This window comes from Sphingomonas sp. Leaf38 (assembly GCF_001421825.1).
Lineage (GTDB): Bacteria > Pseudomonadota > Alphaproteobacteria > Sphingomonadales > Sphingomonadaceae > Sphingomonas.
Map to the genome: position 1 here is coordinate 586,099 of NZ_LMLD01000009.1, position 22,202 is coordinate 608,300.

Below are 22,202 nucleotides of genomic sequence, written 5' to 3' on the forward strand. Positions count from 1 at the left end.
TCGGCAACGGGGAGACGCGGTGATGATGGCAACGATAATCACGTTCGGAATGGCCCTGATCGCATCCTTGCAGGCACAGGATACGTCAAAGGCGAATTCATCGTTTCAACAGGCAGCGCCTGCCGTCCCCGATAGCAAAACGCCTGTTTTTCCATATCCTGTGTACGTGGTGCCCGTTCAACAGAGGGACGATCGCACGCCTAAGCAGCGTTGCTGGGATAATGAATCCGCTAGGATCGGGGAAACCCTCAGCGACCTCGATCGGCGTGCGATCGATCTGAAATGCAGCCAGCGCTAGCGATTAAACTTGATGCAAAACTTTTGATTTTTGCATCAGGAATGTCCGGGTTGGAAGGAAAGCTGCCCGTCCGTTTTCGGGCGCTTAGACGGCATTAGCGACCCGGTTCGCTCGGGTTCAAATCCGACTATCCTAGAAAAGCGAAAATGCTTGGTAAGTCACCGACTATGAGCGGCTGCAGACTATCTGGTCTTAGGGTTGATTGCGGATGATGAAAGGCAAAGTTCCGTAGTCATCGTAAAAGACAGTATGGCGATCGGCCTGCGATAGTTGCCCCGCGCTGGTGCTACGATCTATGGATGTCGCCAAACGACTGGAACAACTACATAACTGGCGATTGGTTGGCCGGCCGAGTCAACCGGCGGCTTTACGGTGCCTCGTTTGGCGGCTTCGCACGAACCAACATTTAGGCTTTGATCAGCGCTAGCGACGACCTTGCAGTCGGTTATGCCCCCGATTTTATCAGATTTCAACAGAAGCACAACGCGGCCAGAAATGCCCCGATCTCTAGCTTCTTTGGGGTAGTTTTTCGCATCGAATAGTAAGCCGAGGTTGCCGGAGGCTGTTTTTCGCTGAAAATAGATATTTGGATCGACGCCCCATGAGACTAGCTTGTCAGCGGTACAGTTATCGACGGCTTTGATTGCCTCATCGGCGTTCGCAATTTTCAGCATTGGCATATTTACGCCAATCCCGATTGCTTTTGTTGCCGCAATTCGGGTCATCGTGGCTTCGTCCGGAAAGAACTTAATGAGGCGAACTCCGGGTTCGTTCGTCTCGAACGAGCCGTAGTGGACCGATACAGGTTTCGACTCGTCTAGGGTTATTTGGGCTTCTCCAATACCTGCCGGCAGCAGCTTTTTAGAAGCGCGCACTAATAAAAAGGCGGGACGAGTTTGCATTGTGGTCTGAAATCCGACCTGGATCGTGTGATCTTCACTGTAGCCTTGTGCTACCGTACACCCATCATCTTGTGATGACAGGGTCCAAGAGCTCGACGGCTCCAAGGCAGTCGCTGGGGCTTGAGCTGATGCCAAAATTGCAAGCATCCAAAACATGGCTCACCCTTCCTATTACTCGCTGAGCGAGCCTGAACGAACATCTAGTTACTGGCAAGCCCATCGCAATCATCAAGGGCCGTAATTGGGCGAACGTACCCTTCACTTGCTGCGTACGGCCAGACCCATACCCGGACATTCGCGCTACGTCCGCAGCTCCCCAACTTCAGACACTCATTCGTATCTGTGCGGGTAGCTATTTTAGTACGATTTCGACAGAAAAGCGGTCAGTCCACATCCGCTAAGGCAACAGCGATAGCTGACATTAAGTCGTCGCCGCCTTTTCCATAAAGATTGGATTGTGGGAAGGCGGCTACGCCGCCGCAATCGGGAGGCATCGCGCTTAAGCCACCGAACAGTCCGTTACCCCGTTGCGTCAGGACATGCTCGACGACATGGCGATGCGTTCGATGTGCCCTCGCCATGAGGATCGGTGCAGCATAAGACTGCGTGATGAGGATCGCGATCATCGACACGAGCACGACGCGTGCTGCGATCATTTCGGAAGGCCTGCGTGAGGCCGGACTCGACGATATCGTCGTTATCGACGGCATGCTCGGGATGGTCGCGGCTTTGGAGAAGGCAGCGCCCGAAGTAGTGCTGATCAACCTCGAAAATCCAAGTCGCGACGTGCTCGAGGAGTTCTTTGCCGTATCGCGCGCCCTCGCCCGACCGATCGCAATGTTTGTCGACCAGAGCGATGCGGAGTCCACGAACGCAGCGGTCGATGCAGGCGTGTCCGCCTACATTGTCGACGGGCTCGCCAAGCAGCGGATCAAGCCGGTCATCGACCTCGCGATCCGCCGGTTCCAGGCGTTCGCGCGGTTGCAGGCCGAACTGCACGAAGCCCGCAGCGCGCTCGCCGATCGCACCACCGTCGACCGTGCCAAGGCGATCTTGATGAAGCGCCGCGGTATCGACGAGCCGACCGCGTATGGCCTGCTTCGCGCGCAGGCGATGCGATCCAACCGCAGGATCGCCGAGATCGCCGACGCTATCATCACCAGCGACGCGCTCATGGGAGATTTGTGATGGCGCTCGACCGGGTCCGCATCGGTTTCCTGCCGCTGGTCGATGCCGCGCTGCCGATCCTCGCGCGCGAACGCGGCTTCGCGGAGGCCGAGGGGCTGGAGATCGAACTCGTCCGCGACATGACCTGGGCGACGGTGCGAGATCGGCTACTCTACGGCCATACCGATGCCGCACACATGGTCGCACCGCTGGCGATCGCGACAGCGCTCGGGCGTGGGCGGCCGGCGGTGACGATGGCGGTACCGTTCGTGCTGGGGCTCAACGGCAACGCGATCACGCTGTCGTTGCCGCTCGCTGCGCAGGTGATGGATGGGGATGCGCTGGGTGATCCGATCGTGTTGGGTGCGCGGCTTAAGGCGGTCGCGGCCAAGCGCGCAGCGGCCGGGCGGCGGCTGCGGTTTGGCGTAGTGCATCGCTATTCGAGCCATAACTACATGCTGCGCTACTGGCTCGCGGCGGTCGGCATCCGCCCGGATACCGACGTCGAGATCGTTACGACCAGCCCGACCTTCGCCGCCGATGCGCTGGCGGCGGGCGAGGTAGACGGCATCTGCGTCGGCGAGCCTTGGAATGGCGTCGCGGTCGATCGCGGCGTCGGGCGGATCGCGTTGGTAACGGCGCAGGTCTGGCAGCGTGGCGTCGAGAAGGTGCTGGCAATGCGCGCGGCGACGCTGGCCGAGCGTGGCGACGTCGTCCACCGGCTGATCCGGGCGCTGCACGCTGCGGCTGCGCAGTTCATCGATCCGGATACGCTCGAGGAGAATGCGGCGATACTTGCTCGCGCGGAGTATCTTGATGCCCCGGTCGATGCGGTGTCACGGGCGATCGGCGACCGGGTGCGGCTGGTGAAGGACGCGGTGCCGATCCACGTTCCCGATTTCATGTTCCAGTACCGCGAGGCGGCGAACTTCCCGTGGCGCAGTCAGGCGGCATGGCTGTACTCGCAGATGGTGCGGTGGGACGGTACGCCCTTCTCGGCCGAGGAGGCGGACGTCGCGCAAGGTGTGTTCAGGCCAGACATTTATCGCGCTGCGCTGGCCGGGTCGGGCGCGCCTTTGCCGAATGCCAGTTCGAAGCTCGAAGGGGCTATCGGCGCTGACAGCATTGGGGCGGGATCGACGCAGGGGCGGTTGATCCTCGGGCGCGATGCGTTTTTCGATCGGCGGGCGTTCGATCCGGATGATATCGAGGGGTATCTGGCCGGCTTGCCCTGAACTCTCTTCTCCCCTCCCTGGAAGGGAGGGGAGTTTTAGCGGCCAATCGCCCAGCCAAACCCAAATCTGCTGCACCCGCGAAATGACGCTTGCGCGATACGGCCACTTCGGTCATCTTCGCACCGTCCGGCAAGGGAGCCGGACACGAAATCATCGCGAGACCGGTTCCAACGACGGGACCTGACCGCGTAAGGCGATCCACCGATCGTCCATAGGCAACGAAGCCGCTCCGATGCGTCCGCAAGGTCGCCGTCGGGGCGGCTTTTTCTTTGTCCGCCGCAGATGGAGGGCCGACCATGTTGTTCGCATCACCGGGTATCGACACCGCCGCACCCAAGGCTACCAGGATCGACCTGTTCAGCGCCGCCACGCCGCAGATGCGCGCGTTCCACGTCACGTGGCTAGCGTTCTTCGTGTGCTTCTTCGCGTGGTTCGCCGCCGCGCCGTTGATGCCGCTGATCAAGGCCGAGTTCGGCTTGAGCAAGGATCAGATCGCCAACATCAACATCGCCGCGGTCGCGGTGACGATCCTGGTGCGGCTGGTGGTCGGACCGCTCTGCGACCGGTTCGGCCCCCGGCGCACCTATACGTGGCTGCTGCTGCTCGGCACGGTCCCGGTGTTCGGGCTGGCGTTCGCGCAGACCTACGAGACGTTCCTGTTCTTCCGCCTCGCGATCGGCGCGATCGGCGCGTCGTTCGTGATCACGCAATATCATACCAGCGTGATGTTCGCGCCCAACGTCGTCGGCACCGCCAACGCGACCGTCGGCGGCTGGGGCAATGCCGGCGGCGGCGCGGCGCAGAGCCTGATGCCGCTGGTCGTCGCGGCGCTCGTCGGGCTCGGCGTCGAGCACGCGTTCGGCTGGCGTGCGGCGATGTTCGTGCCGGGGCTAGCGATGCTCGCGATGGCGTTGGTCTATGCGCGCTACACGCAGGACACCCCGCAGGGCGACATCGTCGACCTCCGCGCGGCGGGCATCGAACTCGACGGCGGCAAGGCAACGGGCATGGCGATCTTCCGCCGCGCCGCCGCCAATTACCGCACCTGGATGCTGGCTGCGACCTATGGCGCGTGCTTCGGGGTCGAGATCTTCATTCATAATATTGCCGCAAGTTATTACGTCGACCGGTTCGGCCTTTCACTGACCAATGCGGGCCTCGCCGCCGGGATCTTCGGTGGTCTCGCGCTGTTCGCCCGTGCGCTCGGGGGAATCGCCAGCGATCGGATCGCGCTCGTGAAGGGCCTCGATGGCCGCGCGTTGCTGTTGTTCGCGCTGATGCTCGGCGAAGGCGTCGGACTGGTGCTGTTCGGTCATGCCGGCAGCGTCACGCTCGCGATCCTGGCGATGACGATGTTCGGGCTGTTCACGCACATGGCGTGCGGCGCGACCTATGCGCTGGTGCCGTTCATCGACCGCAAGGCGCTGGGCGGTGTCGCCGGGCTGATCGGCGCGGGCGGCAACATCGGCGCGGTCGCGGCGGGGTTCCTCAACAAGGCGTCGGCCACCCCGCAGCAATGTCTCATCGTGCTCGGCTACGTCGTCGCAGGCACCGCGGTCTGCGCGCTCGCCGTCCGCTTCTCCGCCACGCACAAATCGGACGAGCGCGCGCTGCTCGACGCGGCGCTCGACGCACGCCGCACCAGCGACCGCTCGGTCAACGGCGCGCTCCCCGCATGACCCTCCCTTCCCCGGCTCCAACCCGACTGGACGATCTGATGGAACACCAAACCCCCTTCCCCGACACCGCCTTTTCCAAGAGGCGCGAGCACCTCGTCGTGATCGGCAACGGCATGGCCGGCTGTCGCGCGGTCGAGGAACTGATCGCGCGCGATCCGACCCGGTACCGCGTGACGATCTTCGGGGCCGAGCCGCACGTGAACTACAACCGCATCATGCTGTCGCCGGTGCTGGCGGGTGAGAAGACGTTCGAGCAGATCGTCATCAACGATCACGCCTGGTACGCGACCAACACCATAGAGCTGGTGACGAGCGACCCGGTGCAGGCGATCGACCGCGCCGCAAAGACCGTGACCGCACGGTCGGGGCTGACGGTATCGTACGACCGGCTGCTGATCGCGACCGGCTCCGATCCGTTCATCATCCCCGTCCCCGGCAAGAACCTGCCCGGCGTGATCTCGTTCCGCGACATGGCGGACGTCGACCACATGCTGGAGGCTGCGGGCAAGGGTGGAGCGGCGGTCGTCATCGGCGGCGGGCTGCTCGGGCTGGAGGCCGCACACGGGCTCACGCTGCGCGGGATGAGGGTCACGGTGATCCACCTGATGCCGACGCTGATGGAGCGGCAGCTCGACGAGGCGGCGGGGTGGTTGCTTAAGTCGGCGCTGGAATCGCGCGGTCAGGTCATCCTCACCGAGGCGAACACCGCCGAGATCGTCGGCGATACCCACGTCGAGGGCGTGCTGCTGAAAGACGGCACGCTGATCCCCGCGAGCCTCGTCGTCATGGCGGTCGGCATCCGCCCCTCCGTCGCCCTCGCGCGCGACGCCGGGCTGGAGATCGGCCGCGGGATCAAGGTCGACGACCACATGGTCACCAGCGACCCGTCGATCCTCGCGGTCGGCGAATGCGTCGAGCATGACGGTAACGTCTACGGCCTCGTCGCGCCGCTGTGGGACATGTGCCGCGCGCTCGCCGATGGGCTGACCGACAGCCACACCGGCTATCGCGGATCGGTGACCTCGACCAAGTTGAAGGTCGCCGGGCTCGACGTATTCTCGGCGGGCGATTTCTCGGGCGGTGCAGGCGCGGAGGACATCGTCCTGCGCGATGCCTCGCGCGGCATCTACAAGCGCGTCGTGGTCAAGGACGACCGGATCGTCGGCGCAGTGCTGTACGGCGACACGACCGACGGCGGCTGGTATTTCGACCTGCTCAAACGGGCGGAAGACATCGCCCCCATCCGCGACATGCTGATCTTCGGCCAGTCCTTCGCCTCGGGAGGAGGCACTGCGGACCCTAAGGCGGCCGTTGCGGCGCTCTCCGACGATGCGGAGATCTGCGGCTGCAACGGCGTCACCAAGGGCAAGGTCGTGGCGTGCATCGGTGCCGGCAACGCGACGCTCGACGCGGTCCGCGCGACCTGCAAGGCGTCGGCGTCGTGCGGATCTTGCACCGGACTGGTCGAGACGCTGCTCGCGGTCACGCTGGGCGACGAGTATTCGGGCGAACGTTCGGTCAAGACGATGTGCAAATGCACCAGCTTCGGCCACGACGACGTCCGCCGCGAGATCGTCACGCAGGGCATGCGATCGATCCCCGAAGTGATGCAGAAGATGAACTGGTCGACCCCCGACGGATGTTCGTCGTGCCGGCCTGCGCTCAATTACTACCTGCTCTGCGCGTTGCCGGGCGACTACAAGGACGACCAGCAGAGCCGCTACGTCAACGAGCGCGTGCACGCGAACATCCAGAAGGACGGCACCTATTCGGTCGTGCCGCGGATGTGGGGCGGGCTCACCAACCCGCGCGAGCTGCGCGCGATCGCCGACGTCGTCGAGAAATACGATGCGCCGATGGTCAAGGTGACGGGCGGCCAGCGGCTCGATATCTTCGGGATCAAGAAGGAGGACCTGCCCGCGGTCTGGGCCGATCTCAACGCCGCCGGGATGGTCAGCGGACATGCGTACGGCAAGTCGCTGCGCACCGTAAAGACCTGCGTCGGCTCCGACTGGTGCCGGTTCGGGACACAGGACTCGACCGGGCTCGGCGTGAAGGTCGAGCGGATGACCTGGGGCTCGTGGATGCCGCACAAGTTCAAGATCGCGGTCAGCGGTTGCCCGCGAAATTGCGCCGAGGCGACGATCAAGGATTTCGGCGTGGTCTGCGTCGACAGCGGGTATGAGCTGTCGGTCGGCGGCAATGGCGGGATCAAGGTCCGCGCGACCGACTTCCTGTGCAAGGTCGCGACCGAAGACGAGGCGATGCATTACTGCGCCGCGTTCATCCAATTGTACCGCGAGGAAGCGCGCTATCTGGAACGCACCGCACCGTGGATCGAGCGGATCGGCGTGGAATATATCCGCGAACGGATCGCCGACGATCCGGAGGGCCGCGATGCGTTGGCGGCACGGTTCCTGTTCTCGCAGCAGTTCACGCAGGACGATCCGTGGGCGGCCCGCGCGGCGGGCGAGCACCGGGAGCAGCATGCGCCGATGGCGCGCTTCACGCCCATCGATCAGACGAGGGAAATGGCATGATCGGCGAATGGCTCGATATCGGCTGGGTCGACGAGATCCCGGTCCGCGGCAGCCGGACGGTCCAGGTCACCGGCGGCGACGACATCGCGGTGTTCCGCACCGGCGACGGCAAGGTATTCGCGCTGGCCGATCGCTGTCCGCACAAGGGGGGGCGGTTGTCGCAGGGGATCGTGCATGGCGGCGCGGTGGCGTGCCCGCTGCACAACTGGCGGATCGCGCTGGATACGGGCGAGGCGCTGGGCGAGGACAAGGGGTGCACGCCGGTTATTCCGGTGAAGGTGTCGGGGGGTCGCGTGTTGCTCTGCCGCACCTCGACGATGAAAGCCGCCGCGTGATGGCGTTACTGCTCCCTCTCCCCGCTGGGGAGAGGGCCGGGGAGAGGGGTCGGGGCGCGTGCTGCGTTTCCCAACTACCCTTCACCCAACCCTCTCCCCAAAGGGGAGAGGGCTAATGGCGGCCGTTCGCACGACGTGCGCGTATTGCGGTGTCGGCTGCGGTATCCTCGCCACGCCGACCGGCGAGCGGTCCGCCACCATCAAGGGCGACCCCGATCACCCCGCCAACTCAGGCAAGCTCTGTTCGAAGGGCACCCACCTCGGCGAGACGATCGGACTCGAAGGCCGCCTGCTCACCCCGATGATCGGCCATCGCCGCGCCTCCTGGGACAAGGCGCTCGACCTCGTCGCGAAACGCTTCCGCGACACGATCGCGCAGCACGGGCCGGACAGCGTCGCGTTCTACGTTTCGGGGCAACTGCTCACCGAGGACTATTACGTCGCGAACAAGCTGATGAAGGGTTTCATCGGATCGGCCAACATCGACACCAATTCACGGCTCTGCATGGCGAGCGCGGTCGCCGGGCATATGCGCGCGTTCGGCGAGGACATCGTGCCTGCGAGCTACGACGATCTCGACGTCGCAGACCTGATCGTGCTGGTCGGATCGAACACCGCCTGGTGCCATCCGATCGTCTATCAACGCATCCGCGCGCGCTGCGACGCGGGCGCGAAGCTCGTGGTGATCGACCCGCGCCGGACTGAGACCGCGGACGAGGCCGACCTGCACCTCGCGATCCGGCCCGGCACAGACGTCGCGCTGATGAACGGCCTGCTCGCCTGGTGCCGTGACGCGGGCGTGGTCGACTACGACTATCTCGCCGCACATGTAGCAACGCCCGATGCGTTCTGGGACCAGGTCGGCGAGGGCAACGACCTGTGGTCGGTGGCGCGCATCTGTGACGTTCCGCCGCAGGACCTCCGGCACTTCTTCGAACTGTTCGCCGCGACGCCGCGCACCGTGACGATGTTCAGCCAGGGCGTGAACCAGTCGCTGTCGGGCACCGATCAGGTCAACGCGATCACCAACCTGCACCTCGCCACCGGCCGCATCGGCAAGCCGGGTGCGGCCCCCTTCTCGATCACCGGCCAGCCCAATGCGATGGGCGGGCGCGAGGTAGGCGGGCTCGCGTCGAGCCTCGCCGCGCACATGGATTTCGCGCCCGCGAACGTCGCCCGTGCCGCGCGGTTCTGGGCCGCGCCCAACATGGCGACCAAGCCGGGGCTGAAGGCCGTCGACCTGTTCCGCGAACTCGGCAACGGCCGGATCAAGGCGCTGTGGGTGATGGCGACCAACCCCACGGTGTCGATGCCAGACGCGGGCCGTGTGCGCGAGGCGCTGGCCGCCTGCCCGTTCGTCGTCGTATCGGACGTGATCGAGACGACCGACACCTCGGTCCACGCACACGTCCGCCTGCCCGCCGCGGCATGGGGCGAGAAGGACGGCACCGTCACCAATTCCGATCGCACGATCAGCCGCCAGCGTGCGTTCATGGCCGCGCCCGGCGACGCGAAACCGGATTGGTGGATCATCGCTGAAGTTGGGCGGCGAATGGGGTGGAAGACCGCGTTCTCCTATGACCGGCCGGCCGAGATCTGGCGCGAGCATTGCCGGCTATCGGCGTATGAGAACGACGGCACGCGGCTGTTCGCGCTTCCCGGTCATGCCGCCAAGGGCAATGCGGAATACGATGCGATGACGCCGTTCCGTTGGGGCGGCGCACCCTTCGCGGACGGCCGGTTCTCGACTCCCGATGGCCGTGCCCGCCTAGTGCCAGTGGGGCAAAAGCCGGTTGCCGCACAGCTCGCCCGATGGCCGATGACGCTCAACACTGGGCGCTACCGCGACCAGTGGCACACGATGACCCGCACCGGCCTGTCACCCAAGCTCGCGCGCCACCGCGAGGAACCGCTGGTCGAGATTCACCCCGACGACGCGGTGCGACTGGGGATCGTCGATGGCGGTTTAGCGCGCGTAACGACGCCACAGGGCGACAGCGTCTTCCGCGCAAGCGTCGTCGCGACGCAGCGGATCGGCGAGTTGTTCGTGCCGATCCACTGGACCGACCGTACCGCGACCGGCGGCCGTGCCGGGCTGCTTCCCCGCCCACTCGCCGACCCTGTCTCGGGTCAGCCGGGCTTCAAGTCGACCCCGGTCCGGATCGAGGCCGTGGCTACCGAATGGCGCGGCTTCGTCGTCGTGCGCGGCGAACTGGCCAGCCGCCCGGACTGCCTTTGGGCGACGCGGGTCGCGGTACCGGGTGGAACGGCTTGGGACATGGCTGGCAACGGCGACGCCGCCGCACTCGACGCGCTGCTGCCCAAGGGGCAGCGAATCGAGGCCGTCGATGCCGCGCGAGGATCGCGTCGGGTCGCGATATTGGAGGGCAGCAGGCTGACGGCAGCGCTGTTCGTCACCCGCGACGGCACGCTGCCGCCGCGAGACTGGCTCGTCGCGCAACTGAGCGAGGCGGTCGTCGCGCCCACCCTGCTCGCGGGGCGCGCGCCGGGCGTGCAGGTCGACCGTGGCCCGATCGTCTGCGCATGCTTCGACGTCGGGCTGAAGATCATCCTCGCCGCGATCGCCGACCAACATCTCGCCGACGTACCTGCGATCGGGGCTGCGCTGAAGGCCGGCACCAATTGTGGTTCGTGCCGCCCTGCCCTCGCCAAACTCCTCGTCACGCAAGGATCAGCCCATGTCGCATGATTTCCCACCCGGTTCGGTCTGGCTGGTCGGTGCCGGGCCCGGCGATCCCGACCTTCTGACGCGAAAAGCAGAGCGACTGCTCGCCGACGCCGACATAGTCTTCTTCGACGCGCTGGTCGGCCCCGGAATCCTGGCGCTCATACCCCCCGGCACCGAGCAGGTCGGCGTCGGCAAGCGGTCGGGCCGCCATTCGAAGGACCAGGCATCGATCAACGCCCTGCTCGCCACCGCCGCGAAAGCCGGCAAGAGAGTCGTCCGCCTGAAGGGCGGCGATCCCTCGATCTTCGGCCGCTCGACCGAGGAAATGGAGCATCTCGCGGCCAACGGCATAGCGGTGAAGATATGCCCCGGCATCACCGCCGCTAGCGCCGCCGCAGCATCGGGCGGCGCCTCGCTGACGCTCCGTAGCCTCGCCCGCAAACTCACCTTCGTCACCGCGCACGCCCGCGCCGGCGAAGTGCTCGACCTCGACTGGACCGCCCTCGCCGCACCCGATGCCACGCTCGCCATCTACATGGGCCGCGCCGCTGCCGGCGAGATCGCGCGCAACCTGATCGCAGCCGGTCGGGCGCCCGACACAGCGGTGCTGGTCGCGGTCAACGTGTCTCTCCCAAGTGAACGCATCATCCGGGGCCGATTGTCCGCGCTCGCCTTCCTGGTCGATACGATAAGCGACAGCGATCCATCACTGCTGCTGATCGGCGAAGCCGTCGCCGCGGCCCGCGACGAACGTACAGGGTATTCCGGCTTGCTATCGACGGTGGTAGCTCGTGCGGATCAAATCTTGCCCGAGGGCAGTTTGCACTGAGAACTGACGATCTCTCTTGGCGACTGGCACTTCCGGAATTGGGAATCTACCACGAGCCGGCGTAGTACTGCGCTTCTTGCTCGGCAGGCGGTTGGGGTACGTGCTCCCGGCGGGTTGGGTAGCAAATGACCCACTTCCGGCTGCACAGAGACCGCCAGGCGCCGCCCGAAACCGACAGCTCGTTCAGCATCATCGACGGCTGATCAACCACATTTCTAAACCGGCGGTTTACTGCGCATGCGTGTACTGGATTGACCTATCTGGGCCGATGGAGATGATCGATGGGTCACTCGTCAATGGACCCCGCCTTTCACGAACTTCGGCCTTGGAACGAAGGCCGGCTGATTGGTGCGAAGCGGGCGCTGAAACAGCAACAGGTCTGGGCCATTCGCTTCTGGCTCGACCAGCAGAGGAGACTGCGCGACCGAGCGCTGTTCGACTTCGCCATCGACAGCAAGCTCCGCGGCTGTGACGTGGTCAGGGTGCGGATTGGCGATGTAGTTTCCGGCGGGCGCGTCCGTGACCGCGCCGTCGTGGTTCAGCAGAAAACCAAACGACCGGTTCAGTTCGAGATAATGGACACGGCGCGAAAGACGATGCGAGCATGGTTGGAGCGGCGTGGGGGGACACTGAACGACTTCGTTTTCCCGAGCCGCAACGACTACATGGACCACATGAGCACGCGGCAATATGCCCGCCTCGTGCGCGAGTGGGTGGTCGGCATCGGCCTACCGGCGCAGGATTATGGGACGCACTCGCTACGGCGCACGAAAGCGTCGATCATCTACAAGGCGACTGGCAACCTCCGCGCCGTTCAGATCCTTCTCGGCCATGCCAAGATCGACAGCACGGTGCGCTACTTGGGCGTTGACGTGGAGGACGCTTTGGAATTGGCCGAACGCACCGAGGTCTGAGCGGACCCACAATCGGACGCTCATGCCCTTTCCCCGGCTTCCCAACATCGGCCGCTCGTTCATCCCCGCGATATGAACGCACCTTGGCGATCAATGACGGTAGCGGGTACAGGACTGACAACGCGTCGTGGTTGACGCACCTGCATGAGGGACAACCGATGAAGATCAGCGCTCGCAACCAGATTTCCGGCACCATCGTCAGTATCACGCCCGGCGCCGTCAACGGATCAATCAAGGTCGACATTGGCAGCGGGACGATCGTCACGGCCAACATTACCGAAGAGGCAATCAAGGAGTTCGGGCTCGCGGAAGGCGAGACGGTCACGGTTATCGTCAAGGCCAGTGACGTGATGATCGGCAAGTAAGATGAAACTCGGCCAGCTTTGGCTGAAGGTACAGATCGCCTGCGGCGACACGCCAGCCATCGGCCCGGGTAAGGTGGATCTGCTCGAGGCGATCGTCGCCCATGAATCAATCACCGCTGCGGGCCAGGCTCTCGGCATGAGCTATCGCCGCGCCTGGGTGCTTGTCGACGAGATGAACCGGTGCTTTGATCCGCCGCTTGTCGAAACGCTACGCGGCGGTGGGCGGGAGCGTGGTGCGCGGGTGACCCCAACCGGTGCCGAGGTCATCGCCGCCTATCGTGAGATGGAGCAGCACGCCGCTGCGATCAATGAGCAGCCGGCCTATGCACGCCTGCGCTCTTTCCTGCGGCCGCAGCCGCTCCCACCCGCCTGAACAGCTTTACGCGAGGGAGCTCAAATTCTTAAACCGCTCTATATACGAGCGAATACAGGCTCGATATACGCCCGGACATAATGAGCGGGAACGTCCCGCGCGAAGGGGGTTTCATCGATGTTCAAGCGTATCGCAGTGTTGCTCTGTGCTGTCGCAATGCCTGTCTTCGCCACGTCAGCACTTGCGCAGTCGGCGACGGCACCGATCGATACAGCCCAAGGCAAACCTGTTGAGAGCGCGACCGTCGACGGCTTGCCTGACGTCATCGTCACTGCGCGTCGCCGGACTGAAAACGCCCAAACGGTGCCCGCGTCGCTGTCCGTGGTGGGCGGCGACCTGATCGATCAGAGCTATACGGTCAACACGCAGGGCCTGACGACGCTTATCCCGAGCCTCAATTACAGCTCCGCCAATCCCCGCAACACCGCGTTCACCATCCGCGGCCTGGGTTCGAGTGTGGTCGCGGTTAGCCAGGCGAACGACGGGCTGGAGCCAGGCGTCGGCTTCTATGTTGATCAGGTCTATCATGCGCGGCCGGCAACCGCGGCGTTCGACTTCGCTGACATCGAGCAGGTCGAGGAGTTGCGTGGGCCACAAGGCACGCTGTTCGGCAAGAACACGACGGCAGGCGCGCTGAACATCACGACGCGCGCACCGACTTTCACACAGGAAGGCTTTGCCGAACTGTCCTATGGCGAGCGCAATTTCGTGCAGGCGAAAGGATGGGTCTCCGGCCCTATCACCGATACCATCGCCTATCGCATCTCGGGCGTATCGACGCGGCGCGATGGGGTTATCGACAACATTCGCACCGGTCGCGATACCAACACGCTTGGCACGCAGGCGGTACGCGGCCAGTTGCTGTTTAAGCCTGACGACACGATCCAGATGCGGGTGATTGCCGATTTCACCAACTTCCAGGCCTATTGCTGTGGGCAGGTCTATCTGCGCGCCGGGCAAAGTCTCCGCGCTGCAAACCGCCAGTTCGGTGGGCCGGCCGGCCTTGCCGCGCAATTCGGCTATGCACCGGCCAGCACCAATCCGTACGATCGCATCACCGACATCGATGGGCCGCTCGGCGTCGATACGAACGAGGGCGGCGTTAGCGCGATCACCGATTGGAACCTCGGCTTTGCGACCCTGACCTCGGTCAGCGCTTGGCGGTTCTGGAACTGGGATGCGGAGAACGATCGCGACTATACCGGTATCCCCGTCCAGCTATCGCAGCACATTCCCTCGCGACAGGACCAGTATAGTCAGGAACTGCGGCTGGCCTCGAATGGCTCCGGCCCAATCTCCTACGTCGCAGGCCTGTACGGATTTCGACAGAAGCTCGTAGGGCGACCGATCAGCATCTATGGACCGGCCGCGGCGCGTTATCTGATCGGTACGACGACGGGCGCAAACGCTACGCCGGTGCCATCCAACCTGCTCGACGGCTACGGACAGGACGGCCGTACCGATTTACGAAACCTCAGCTACGCCGCGTTCGGCGAGGTCAACTGGCGGCTCGTGCCGACCGTCACCGCCACGCTCGGCCTGCGCTACACGAAGGAGGAAAAGGACGGCTATTACAACACCACCGTCTCCGGCGGTCCCGCGACGACCAACGCCGCGCTCGTTGCCGCGCGGCTCGGCGTACTCCGACCGCAAAGCTACGAGGCGCACGATAGCGACGGCAGCCTGTCGGGGCGCGGCAACATTGCGTGGCAGGCGACCGAGAACACGATGGCCTATGCGAGCTATGCGCGTGGTTTCAAGTCGGGCGGGATCAACATGTCCGGCCTCCCGCTCGACAACGCCAATCGTCCGGTGTTGGCGACCGCCGTGGTACGACCGGAACGCAACGAGACCTATGAGATCGGTGTCAAGAACACGCTGTTCGACCGCCGCCTGATCTTCAATATCGATGGCTTCTACACCAAGGTTCACGACTTCCAGGCGACCGTTGTGGAAAATTCGCTGACCCAGACGGTGCAGCTGCGCGGCTATCTTTCGAACATTCCCGAGGTGACCGTAAAGGGGATCGAGGCGGACATTACCGCAATCCTCCTGCCGGGGCTGAGCGCGCGCACCAGTTTCGCCTATTCGGACGGGAAATACAGCGATTATCCCGCCGGCCCTTGTCCGCTGGAGGTACAGACGGCGGCCACGACGCAGTGCAGCCTCACCGGTCGCCGGCTCGCCTCGCTGCCGCGCTTCGCGCTCACGGCTGGACTAGATTACACACGACCGGTCGGGAGCGGCGAGGCGTTCGTCCATGTCGATAACGCATCGCGCAGCGGCTTTAACGGTGATCCGAGCCTGTCACGCTTCACCTACATCCACGGATATAATCTCACCAACGCCAACATTGGCTATCGCTTCGCCGATGGTCTTGAGGTGATCGTTTGGGCGCGCAATCTGCTCGACGCCGATTACATTCAGAACCTGACAATCCAAGCGGGCAACTCTGGCCTAATTCTCGGTTCCCCTAGCGATCCGCGCACGATCGGGGGAACGGTTCGCTTCCGAATATAGTTACATCCCGGTTTTCTAAAGATTTTCCTAAATCACCAGTCTAAAATAGAAAGCTATAACGCTTCTCTGTTACTGAATGACTGCTTTTTGGCTTCCAACAAACCAAGCTAAGCGTCGGACATTGCGCGAACGTACACCCTCACTTACTGCGTACAGCCAGACCCAGAACCGGACCTTCGCGCCCCTTCCCTCGCTTCCTAACTTCGGACGCTGGTTCATCTTTGCGAATGACCAATTTTTGAAGCCCGGCTATCGACTCGCGAATGTCGTGATGAAGAAGAATGCCGTCATTCCACTCCCTTGGTGATACTGGCGGTAAGCGAACGTTTGTTCAGCACTCTTTGCCGGGTACCAACATTCGAAACGGTTCTTTAATCGTTCGACGGTGATGGTGATCGCCGCCGCGCGCGATGAAGAGAGACGAATGCTGAAGAGCCTATTTAGAGAGCGAATGCGCTCTCACGCCTTTCGCGGCTTAAGCATTCTAGGTTCCGCTCCCGAACCCATATTTGATCGTTTCGTCGCTGCTGCAGCCAACGCATTCGATGCGCCGATCGCGCTCCTGTCCCTGATCCATGACGATCAACAGTGGTTTAAGGCAGGGCACGGCCTCGTCATTGATTGCATTCCGCGCGACAGTGGGTTTTGCAGCTTTGCGCTCGATCGGCCCGAAATACTGGAAACCGCCGACCCTCAGGCCGACCCGCGGTTCGCCAATCTGCCTGTCGTCGCCGGCGAACCTCACATCCGCTACTATATCGGAGCACCGCTTCGTCGAGTAAGCGGAATCGATGTAGGGGCCTTATGCGTCCTCGACACCAAGCGTCGATCGCCCGCATCGGCAGACCAGAAGGCCTATCTGATTGGACTGGCCCGGCAGGCGTCGACGGCGCTTGAAGCGCGATTGGACCTGCTCAAGCGAGGTGCTGCAGCATGATGCGGGTAGCGCTCTGCATAGCGCAGGAGCATGATCTGCGCCTGGTCGGACTAGCCTTGCTGATTTGCTTGATGGGTTCTGCCGCCACCGTTCAGCTCTTTCATCGCGTGAGGGCGGCCGCGGGCTACAGTCGCTTTGGGTGGGTGGTGCTCACCGCGGTCAGCGCAGGTACGATGGTATGGGCGACGCATTTCGTCGCCATGATGGCGTTCCGCACGACTGCGCCAGTGGTTCTGGATCCCATCCTCACCCTGTTTTCGCTTCTCGCAGTGACTTTCCTCGCGGTGCCCGGCTTAGCTCTCGCTGTGCAACGTCGTTCCTGGAGCGGCGCGGCGGGTGGAGGCATCATCGGTGCTGGTATCGCCGTGATGCACTATGTCGGCATGGCGGCATACCGTGTGGACGGTATCGTCACATGGGACTGGCGCTATGTCGTTGCGTCAGTCGTGCTCTCGTGTGGACTAAGCGCTAGCGCATTTCATACTCTCAAGGGCCACAGCCGACTACGTAACTTTAAGGCGATAGGGCTGCTCGCCCTGGCGGTTGCAGTTCTGCATTTCACTGGCATGGCCGCTATGCAGGTTACCGTGTTGCAACTTGGTGAGGGACTGTCAGATCTGACGATGGTCGCGCTCGCCATTACCACAGCGGTAGCGACCTGTATCATCGTCGGCTGCGCAGCGATCAGCGCCCTGATCGACGGTCACACCCAGACCGAATCCTATACCCGGCTGCGCCGGATGGCGATGCACGATGGTCTGACCGATCTGCCGAACCGCATCAGTTTTATCGAGGAGCTCGAGCAGCGTTTTCTGATCAAGGGCGGTTATTCCTGCATGGCCGTGGTCATGATGGACCTATCGCGCTTCAAGGTCGTGAATGATACCTACGGCCATCAGGCGGGCGACCAGTTGCTTGTTGCGCTTGCCGCGCGCCTCACCGCGTTCCTGCAGCCGGGCGAATGTGTTGCACGCCTTGGCGGCGATGAGTTTGCGGCGGTCATTTCATACCAAGGTGCAGGCGACCTGCATGACTTTCTGGGTCGATTACGCGCTGCATGCGACGCACCCTTCGTTTTCGACCGGTTTACTGCAGCGATTTCAGCCAACATCGGCGTCGCGCTCGCCGCGCATGACGGGTTCGACGCCGACGTGCTTCTCGCCAAGGCGGACCTTGCCATGTACCGCGCCAAATCCGCGCATTCCGGCGAACCCTGCTTCTACGATAGTCAGATGGATGACGCGATCCGAGAGCGTCGCGAATTGATCGCTGACCTCAGGATTGCGCTCGATACAGAGGCATTCGAGCTTCACTATCAGGTCCAGGCGGCGCTCCCTTCGGGGGAAATCTCGGGTTACGAGGCATTGGTCCGGTGGAGGCACCCGACCAGGGGGATGGTTCCGCCATCAGAGTTTATCCCGCTGGCGGAAAAGAGTGGGGACATCGTCCCGCTCAGCATCTGGATTTTACGCCAGGCATGCTTTGAGGCCGCCCTGTGGCCCAACAGGCATCCCGTCGCCGTCAATCTTTCGCCGATACACCTTGCCGATCCGCGACTTGTGGACACGGTCTGGTCGGCACTGGAGGACAGCGGCCTGCCGCCCGAGCGGCTGTCGCTTGAGCTGACCGAAAGCGCCATCATCCACGACCGCCGGTTCGCGCTGAGCCAACTCAACGCTCTCAAGGCCATGGGCATTGCCATTGCCCTAGACGACTTTGGCGTGGGGTATTCATCCCTTGACGTTCTTCGGTCTTTTCCCTTCGACCGCATCAAGCTGGACGCGTCTTTCGTGGCTGAGATCGAACGTGACGATCAAGCAGTAGCAATCCTACGCTCGGTTGCGGGGCTATGGAAGACGTTCACCGTGCGGGCGGGATCATGGCGATACTCGGCCAGCTCGAGAAGGCCGGGCTGCTCGACACCTCGCTTCCGACCGTCCACGCGCCGACGCTCGCCGATGCGATCGACCGCTGGGACATCAGTCGCACGCAGAGCGAGAGCGTGCGGGAGTTCTACAAGGCGGCGCCGGGCGGGGTGCGCACCACGGTCGCGTTCAGCACCAGCAACCGCTGGTTGGAGCTCGACCTCGACCGCGGCGCGGGCGTCATCCGTAGCGCCGAAAATCCTTTTTCGAAGGATGGCGGTCTCGCCGTGCTGTTCGGCAATCTCGCGCCCGAAGGCTGCATCGTGAAGACCGCCGGCGTCGACGATTCGATCCTGACCTTCACCGGCACAGCGCGCGTTTATGAAAGCCAGGATGCGGCGGTGGTCGGCATCCTCGGCAAGCAAGTGAGCGAGGGCGACGTGGTGGTGATCCGCTATGAAGGGCCGAAGGGAGGACCCGGCATGCAGGAAATGCTCTACCCGACCAGCTATCTCAAATCGAAAGGCCTCGGCAAAGCCTGCGCGCTGATCACCGATGGGCGCTTCTCGGGCGGTACCTCCGGCCTGTCGATCGGCCATGTCTCGCCCGAGGCCGCCGAGGGCGGACTTATCGCTTTGGTCGTGACCGGCGACCGGATCGTGATCGACATCCCCAACCGCCGAATTCGGCTCGATGTAGGAGATGCCGTGCTCGCCGAGCGCCACGCGGAAATGGCCCAACGCGGCAAGAAGGCGTGGAAACCACTGGGCCGCAAGCGCGCCGTGTCGCTGGCGCTGCGCGCCTATGCCGCATTGACGACAAACGCCGCCCGCGGTGCCGTGCGGGACGTCGGTCAAGTCGAGAAGTAATGACTGCTTGGCAGACAGCGCTCTCAGAACGGTAAATGCCAATCGTAGGCGGCACTGCTGCCGGATCGTTCAATGTAACGGGAAGGGCGGGTTCCGGCAGAAGCGGCCATTCACGCGCGCGCCCGGGAACGGCTTGAGTTGGTCGTGAGCTGCCGCCGCCGAACTGCCGAGGGCAGACCCAGTTGTGGACGTTCGCGGGGTAATTTCCGCTCCCCAACGTCGGCCCTTCGTTCATCGAGGCGGGGCTCATGCCGCACGCGTTTTACTATGCCAGACGGCCAGCCAGATTCTCGAAAAGGATGGTCGAGCGGGAATAGGCGTGCTCGTAGAAGTGGGTTTGCGGAGCCTAAAGGGTGGAAATGTGCCGAACAATGCGCTGCAAGTAACCCTTAGGACTCGTGACGTTCTCCGTGCCGTCTTTCCGCCGAACTTGTGGGAGAGGGTGGAAACGACGCTAATGATCGATTGCGGACCGCCGCAAGTCCATTCTCGAGATCTCGATGGCGAAGCAATGGAGCGCATGTGGCTCGCGACTTTGAAACTATCGGATGCGAGAAGCACCGCGTTCGAGAACGCGGTGCTTCTCGCCCAAATTGATTGGCACGATGTCCTTTTCGGCGCCGGGTTCGGGAACCATTTAGACGCTCATATAAAATGGGCAGCCGTAGGAGCGACCTAATATTTTGCCGGTTCGACGATTGCGAATTCTGCTCATGCGGAATTTTCAAAACTTGAGGTGACCTAGGTTGCACTTGCCTTGATGAAGTCGATAAACGCGCGTAGCGGGGGCGGCACCAGACGACGGTCCGAATAATAGAGAAAAGGACCGGAAAACGGCTGCCACCAGTCCTCCAGTACCGGCTCCAACGCGCCGCTTTCGAGATGCGGGCGCAGCCAATCCTCGAACAGCGAAATGATCCCGACGCCTGCGACTGCGGCGTCGACGGCGAGATCGGTCGCCCCGCCGACCTGCACGATCAACGGCCCGCGCGGTTCGACGCGGACGATCTCGCCGGAGCGCTCGAACTCCCAGGGACTCGTCAGGGCACCGCTCGCGAACCGTCCGAGCACGCACGCATGTTCCAGCAGGCTTCGCGGGTGATCCGGGCGGCCATGTCGATCGAGATAGGATGGCGCGGCGGCAGTCGCCATCCGCTGGACGCGCGGCCCAATGGGCACCGCGATCATGTCCTGTTCGAGCCGCTCGTCATAGCGGATGCCCGCGTCACACCCCGCGGCTAGCACGTCGACGAAACTGTCTTCAGCAACGATTTCCAGCCGGATGCCGGGATTTGTGGCCAAAAAACCTGGCAGTAGCGCGGGCAGCACGAGCCGCGCGGCGCTGACCGGTACGTTCAGTCGCAGCGCCCCCGCCGCACCGTCCCGGAAGCGTCCGACCGCGTCGAGCGCGGCATCGACCTCGCCGAGTGCCGGGGCCAGTCGGTCGATGAGCCCCGCACCGGCCTCGGTTGGCGTGACGCTGCGGGTGGTGCGGTGGAGCAGGCGGACGCCGAGCCGCGTCTCCAGGCGGCGCACGGCTTCGCTCAGCGTCGAGGCGCTGGTGCCGCTCGTCCGCGCCGCGTCGCGAAAGCCGCGCGCTTTTGCGACCGCGAGGAAGGCAGTCAGGTCTCCAAGATCAGCATCCATCGTTCGGTTTTCCGTACAGCCCGTGCGGATAATGCGAGATTATCGCGCGCTTCGGCAACGCCTATCTTGAGGGGGAAGAGGAGAAAGACATGCAGACGATCGAACAGGTAGACAGCTTCCGGCTCGGTGACCGCAACGTGAGGCGGCTCGGCTATGGTGCCATGCAACTTGCCGGACCCGGCGTGTTCGGACCTCCGCGCGACCGAGACGCAGCACTCGCCGTCCTGCGCGAAGCGATTGAAAGCGGTGTCGACCATATCGATACCAGCGACTTCTATGGGCCGCACGTCACCAACCAGATCATCCGCGAAGCGCTCCATCCTTATCGTGACGGGCTGACCATCGTGACGAAAGTGGGCGCGGTTCGTGGCGATGATGGCTCATGGAACCCGGCGCAGGACGCAGCCGCGCTCACGACGGCAGTGCACGACAATCTGCGCAACCTCGCCCTGGACGTGCTGGACGTAGTCAATATGCGCCTGATGGGCGGAGGCAGCGACCATGGGCCGGCGGAAGGTTCGGTCGAGCCACAGTTGACCGCCCTCGCCGCGCTTCGGGCACAGGGACTGATCCGTCATATCGGGTTGAGCAACGCGACGCCCACACAGGTCGAGCAGGCGCGCGACCTCGTCGACATCGTCTGCGTGCAGAACCAGTACAACCTCGCGCACCGCGACGACGATGCGATGATCGATGCGCTGGCGGCGGACGGTATCGCCTATGTGCCCTTCTTCCCCTTGGGCGGCTTCAACCCGATCCAATCGCAGACCTTGTCCGAAGTGGCCGCAAGAATGGACGCGACGCCGATGCAGGTAGCGCTGGCGTGGCTGCTGCGGCGGTCGCCCAACATCCTGCTGATCCCCGGCACGTCGTCGGTGACACACCTTCGCGAGAACCTCGCCGCGGCGGCGCTGGCGCTTCCTGATCAGGAGGTGGCAGCGCTCGACGGCATTGGATGACGAACGCTTGGCTCCCCGCGACTGGCCTGTGTAGACCGAGCGCGGGATCGACCTGCCGACCCGCAAGAAAAGCGAAGCC

16 protein-coding genes and 2 pseudogenes are annotated in these 22,202 nt (G+C 63.5%); 15 read left to right on the forward strand and 3 right to left on the reverse strand.

Going from position 1 to position 22,202, the window contains the following annotated elements:
* Positions 1-591 precede the first annotated feature (591 nt).
* Entirely contained in the window at positions 592-1,356 is a 765-nt protein-coding gene (locus ASE88_RS18185; protein ID WP_082466223.1) for an energy transducer TonB, read from the reverse strand.
* Positions 1,357-1,583: 227 nt separating this feature from the next.
* On the reverse strand, positions 1,584-1,826 hold the full coding sequence (locus tag ASE88_RS18780; protein WP_156356921.1) for a hypothetical protein: 243 nt from the start codon (positions 1,824-1,826) through the stop codon (positions 1,584-1,586).
* Between ASE88_RS18780 and ASE88_RS04885 the strand changes: the two genes are divergently transcribed.
* The 14 genes and pseudogenes from ASE88_RS04885 to ASE88_RS04950 all read left to right on the forward strand — a co-directional run.
* The gene (locus ASE88_RS04885; RefSeq protein ID WP_055876699.1) at positions 1,810-2,388 is read left to right on the forward strand and encodes an ANTAR domain-containing response regulator; all 579 of its coding nucleotides are present in this window, start codon (positions 1,810-1,812) and stop codon (positions 2,386-2,388) included. The genes ASE88_RS18780 and ASE88_RS04885 overlap by 17 nt on opposite strands.
* On the forward strand, positions 2,388-3,602 hold the full coding sequence (locus ASE88_RS04890) for a CmpA/NrtA family ABC transporter substrate-binding protein (protein WP_055876703.1): 1,215 nt from the start codon (positions 2,388-2,390) through the stop codon (positions 3,600-3,602). The genes ASE88_RS04885 and ASE88_RS04890 overlap by 1 nt, the downstream gene beginning before the upstream one ends.
* Before the next feature lie 296 nt (positions 3,603-3,898).
* On the forward strand, positions 3,899-5,281 hold the full coding sequence (locus tag ASE88_RS04895) for an MFS transporter (protein WP_056475983.1): 1,383 nt from the start codon (positions 3,899-3,901) through the stop codon (positions 5,279-5,281).
* Positions 5,282-5,319: 38 nt separating this feature from the next.
* On the forward strand, positions 5,320-7,821 hold the full coding sequence (gene nirB / locus ASE88_RS04900; RefSeq protein WP_056475986.1) for a nitrite reductase large subunit NirB: 2,502 nt from the start codon (positions 5,320-5,322) through the stop codon (positions 7,819-7,821).
* Positions 7,818-8,156, forward strand: a complete 339-nt coding sequence (gene nirD, locus ASE88_RS04905; protein WP_175518279.1) for a nitrite reductase small subunit NirD — start codon at positions 7,818-7,820, stop codon at positions 8,154-8,156. Before nirB ends, nirD begins: the two co-directional genes overlap by 4 nt.
* A 115-nt stretch (positions 8,157-8,271) precedes the next feature.
* Positions 8,272-10,866 (forward strand): nitrate reductase, encoded by a 2,595-nt coding sequence (locus tag ASE88_RS04910; protein WP_056475989.1) that lies wholly within the window; start codon positions 8,272-8,274, stop codon positions 10,864-10,866.
* Positions 10,856-11,674, forward strand: a complete 819-nt coding sequence (cobA, locus tag ASE88_RS04915; RefSeq protein ID WP_056475991.1) for a uroporphyrinogen-III C-methyltransferase — start codon at positions 10,856-10,858, stop codon at positions 11,672-11,674. Before ASE88_RS04910 ends, cobA begins: the two co-directional genes overlap by 11 nt.
* Positions 11,675-11,970: 296 nt before the next feature.
* Entirely contained in the window at positions 11,971-12,588 is a 618-nt protein-coding gene (locus ASE88_RS04920; protein WP_093401111.1) for a tyrosine-type recombinase/integrase, read from the forward strand.
* 158 nt (positions 12,589-12,746) lie between these two features.
* Entirely contained in the window at positions 12,747-12,953 is a 207-nt protein-coding gene (locus tag ASE88_RS04925; RefSeq protein ID WP_056475994.1) for a TOBE domain-containing protein, read from the forward strand.
* Position 12,954: 1 nt separating this feature from the next.
* Positions 12,955-13,326, forward strand: a complete 372-nt coding sequence (locus ASE88_RS04930) for a winged helix-turn-helix domain-containing protein (protein ID WP_056475997.1) — start codon at positions 12,955-12,957, stop codon at positions 13,324-13,326.
* Positions 13,327-13,443: 117 nt separating this feature from the next.
* Positions 13,444-15,846: a TonB-dependent receptor gene (locus ASE88_RS04935; protein ID WP_056476000.1), complete on the forward strand. Its 2,403-nt coding sequence runs from the start codon at positions 13,444-13,446 to the stop codon at positions 15,844-15,846.
* Between the two features lie 388 nt (positions 15,847-16,234).
* The gene (locus ASE88_RS18190) at positions 16,235-16,783 is read left to right on the forward strand and encodes a GAF domain-containing protein (protein WP_235527823.1); all 549 of its coding nucleotides are present in this window, start codon (positions 16,235-16,237) and stop codon (positions 16,781-16,783) included.
* Positions 16,784-16,956: 173 nt separating this feature from the next.
* A pseudogene (locus ASE88_RS04945) lies at positions 16,957-18,588 on the forward strand (putative bifunctional diguanylate cyclase/phosphodiesterase); the annotation flags it as partial.
* Positions 18,589-18,632: 44 nt separating this feature from the next.
* Positions 18,633-19,517: pseudogene (locus ASE88_RS04950) on the forward strand (dihydroxy-acid dehydratase); the annotation flags it as partial.
* 741 nt (positions 19,518-20,258) lie between these two features.
* On the opposite strand, the gene ASE88_RS04955 reads toward ASE88_RS04950, so the two are convergent.
* Complete coding sequence (locus ASE88_RS04955) at positions 20,259-21,164, reverse strand: LysR family transcriptional regulator (protein ID WP_056476005.1); 906 nt, start codon at positions 21,162-21,164, stop codon at positions 20,259-20,261.
* 89 nt (positions 21,165-21,253) lie between these two features.
* On the opposite strand from ASE88_RS04955, the gene ASE88_RS04960 reads away from it, so the two are divergent.
* Complete coding sequence (locus ASE88_RS04960) at positions 21,254-22,123, forward strand: aldo/keto reductase family oxidoreductase (protein ID WP_056476008.1); 870 nt, start codon at positions 21,254-21,256, stop codon at positions 22,121-22,123.
* Positions 22,124-22,202: the final 79 nt, after the last annotated feature.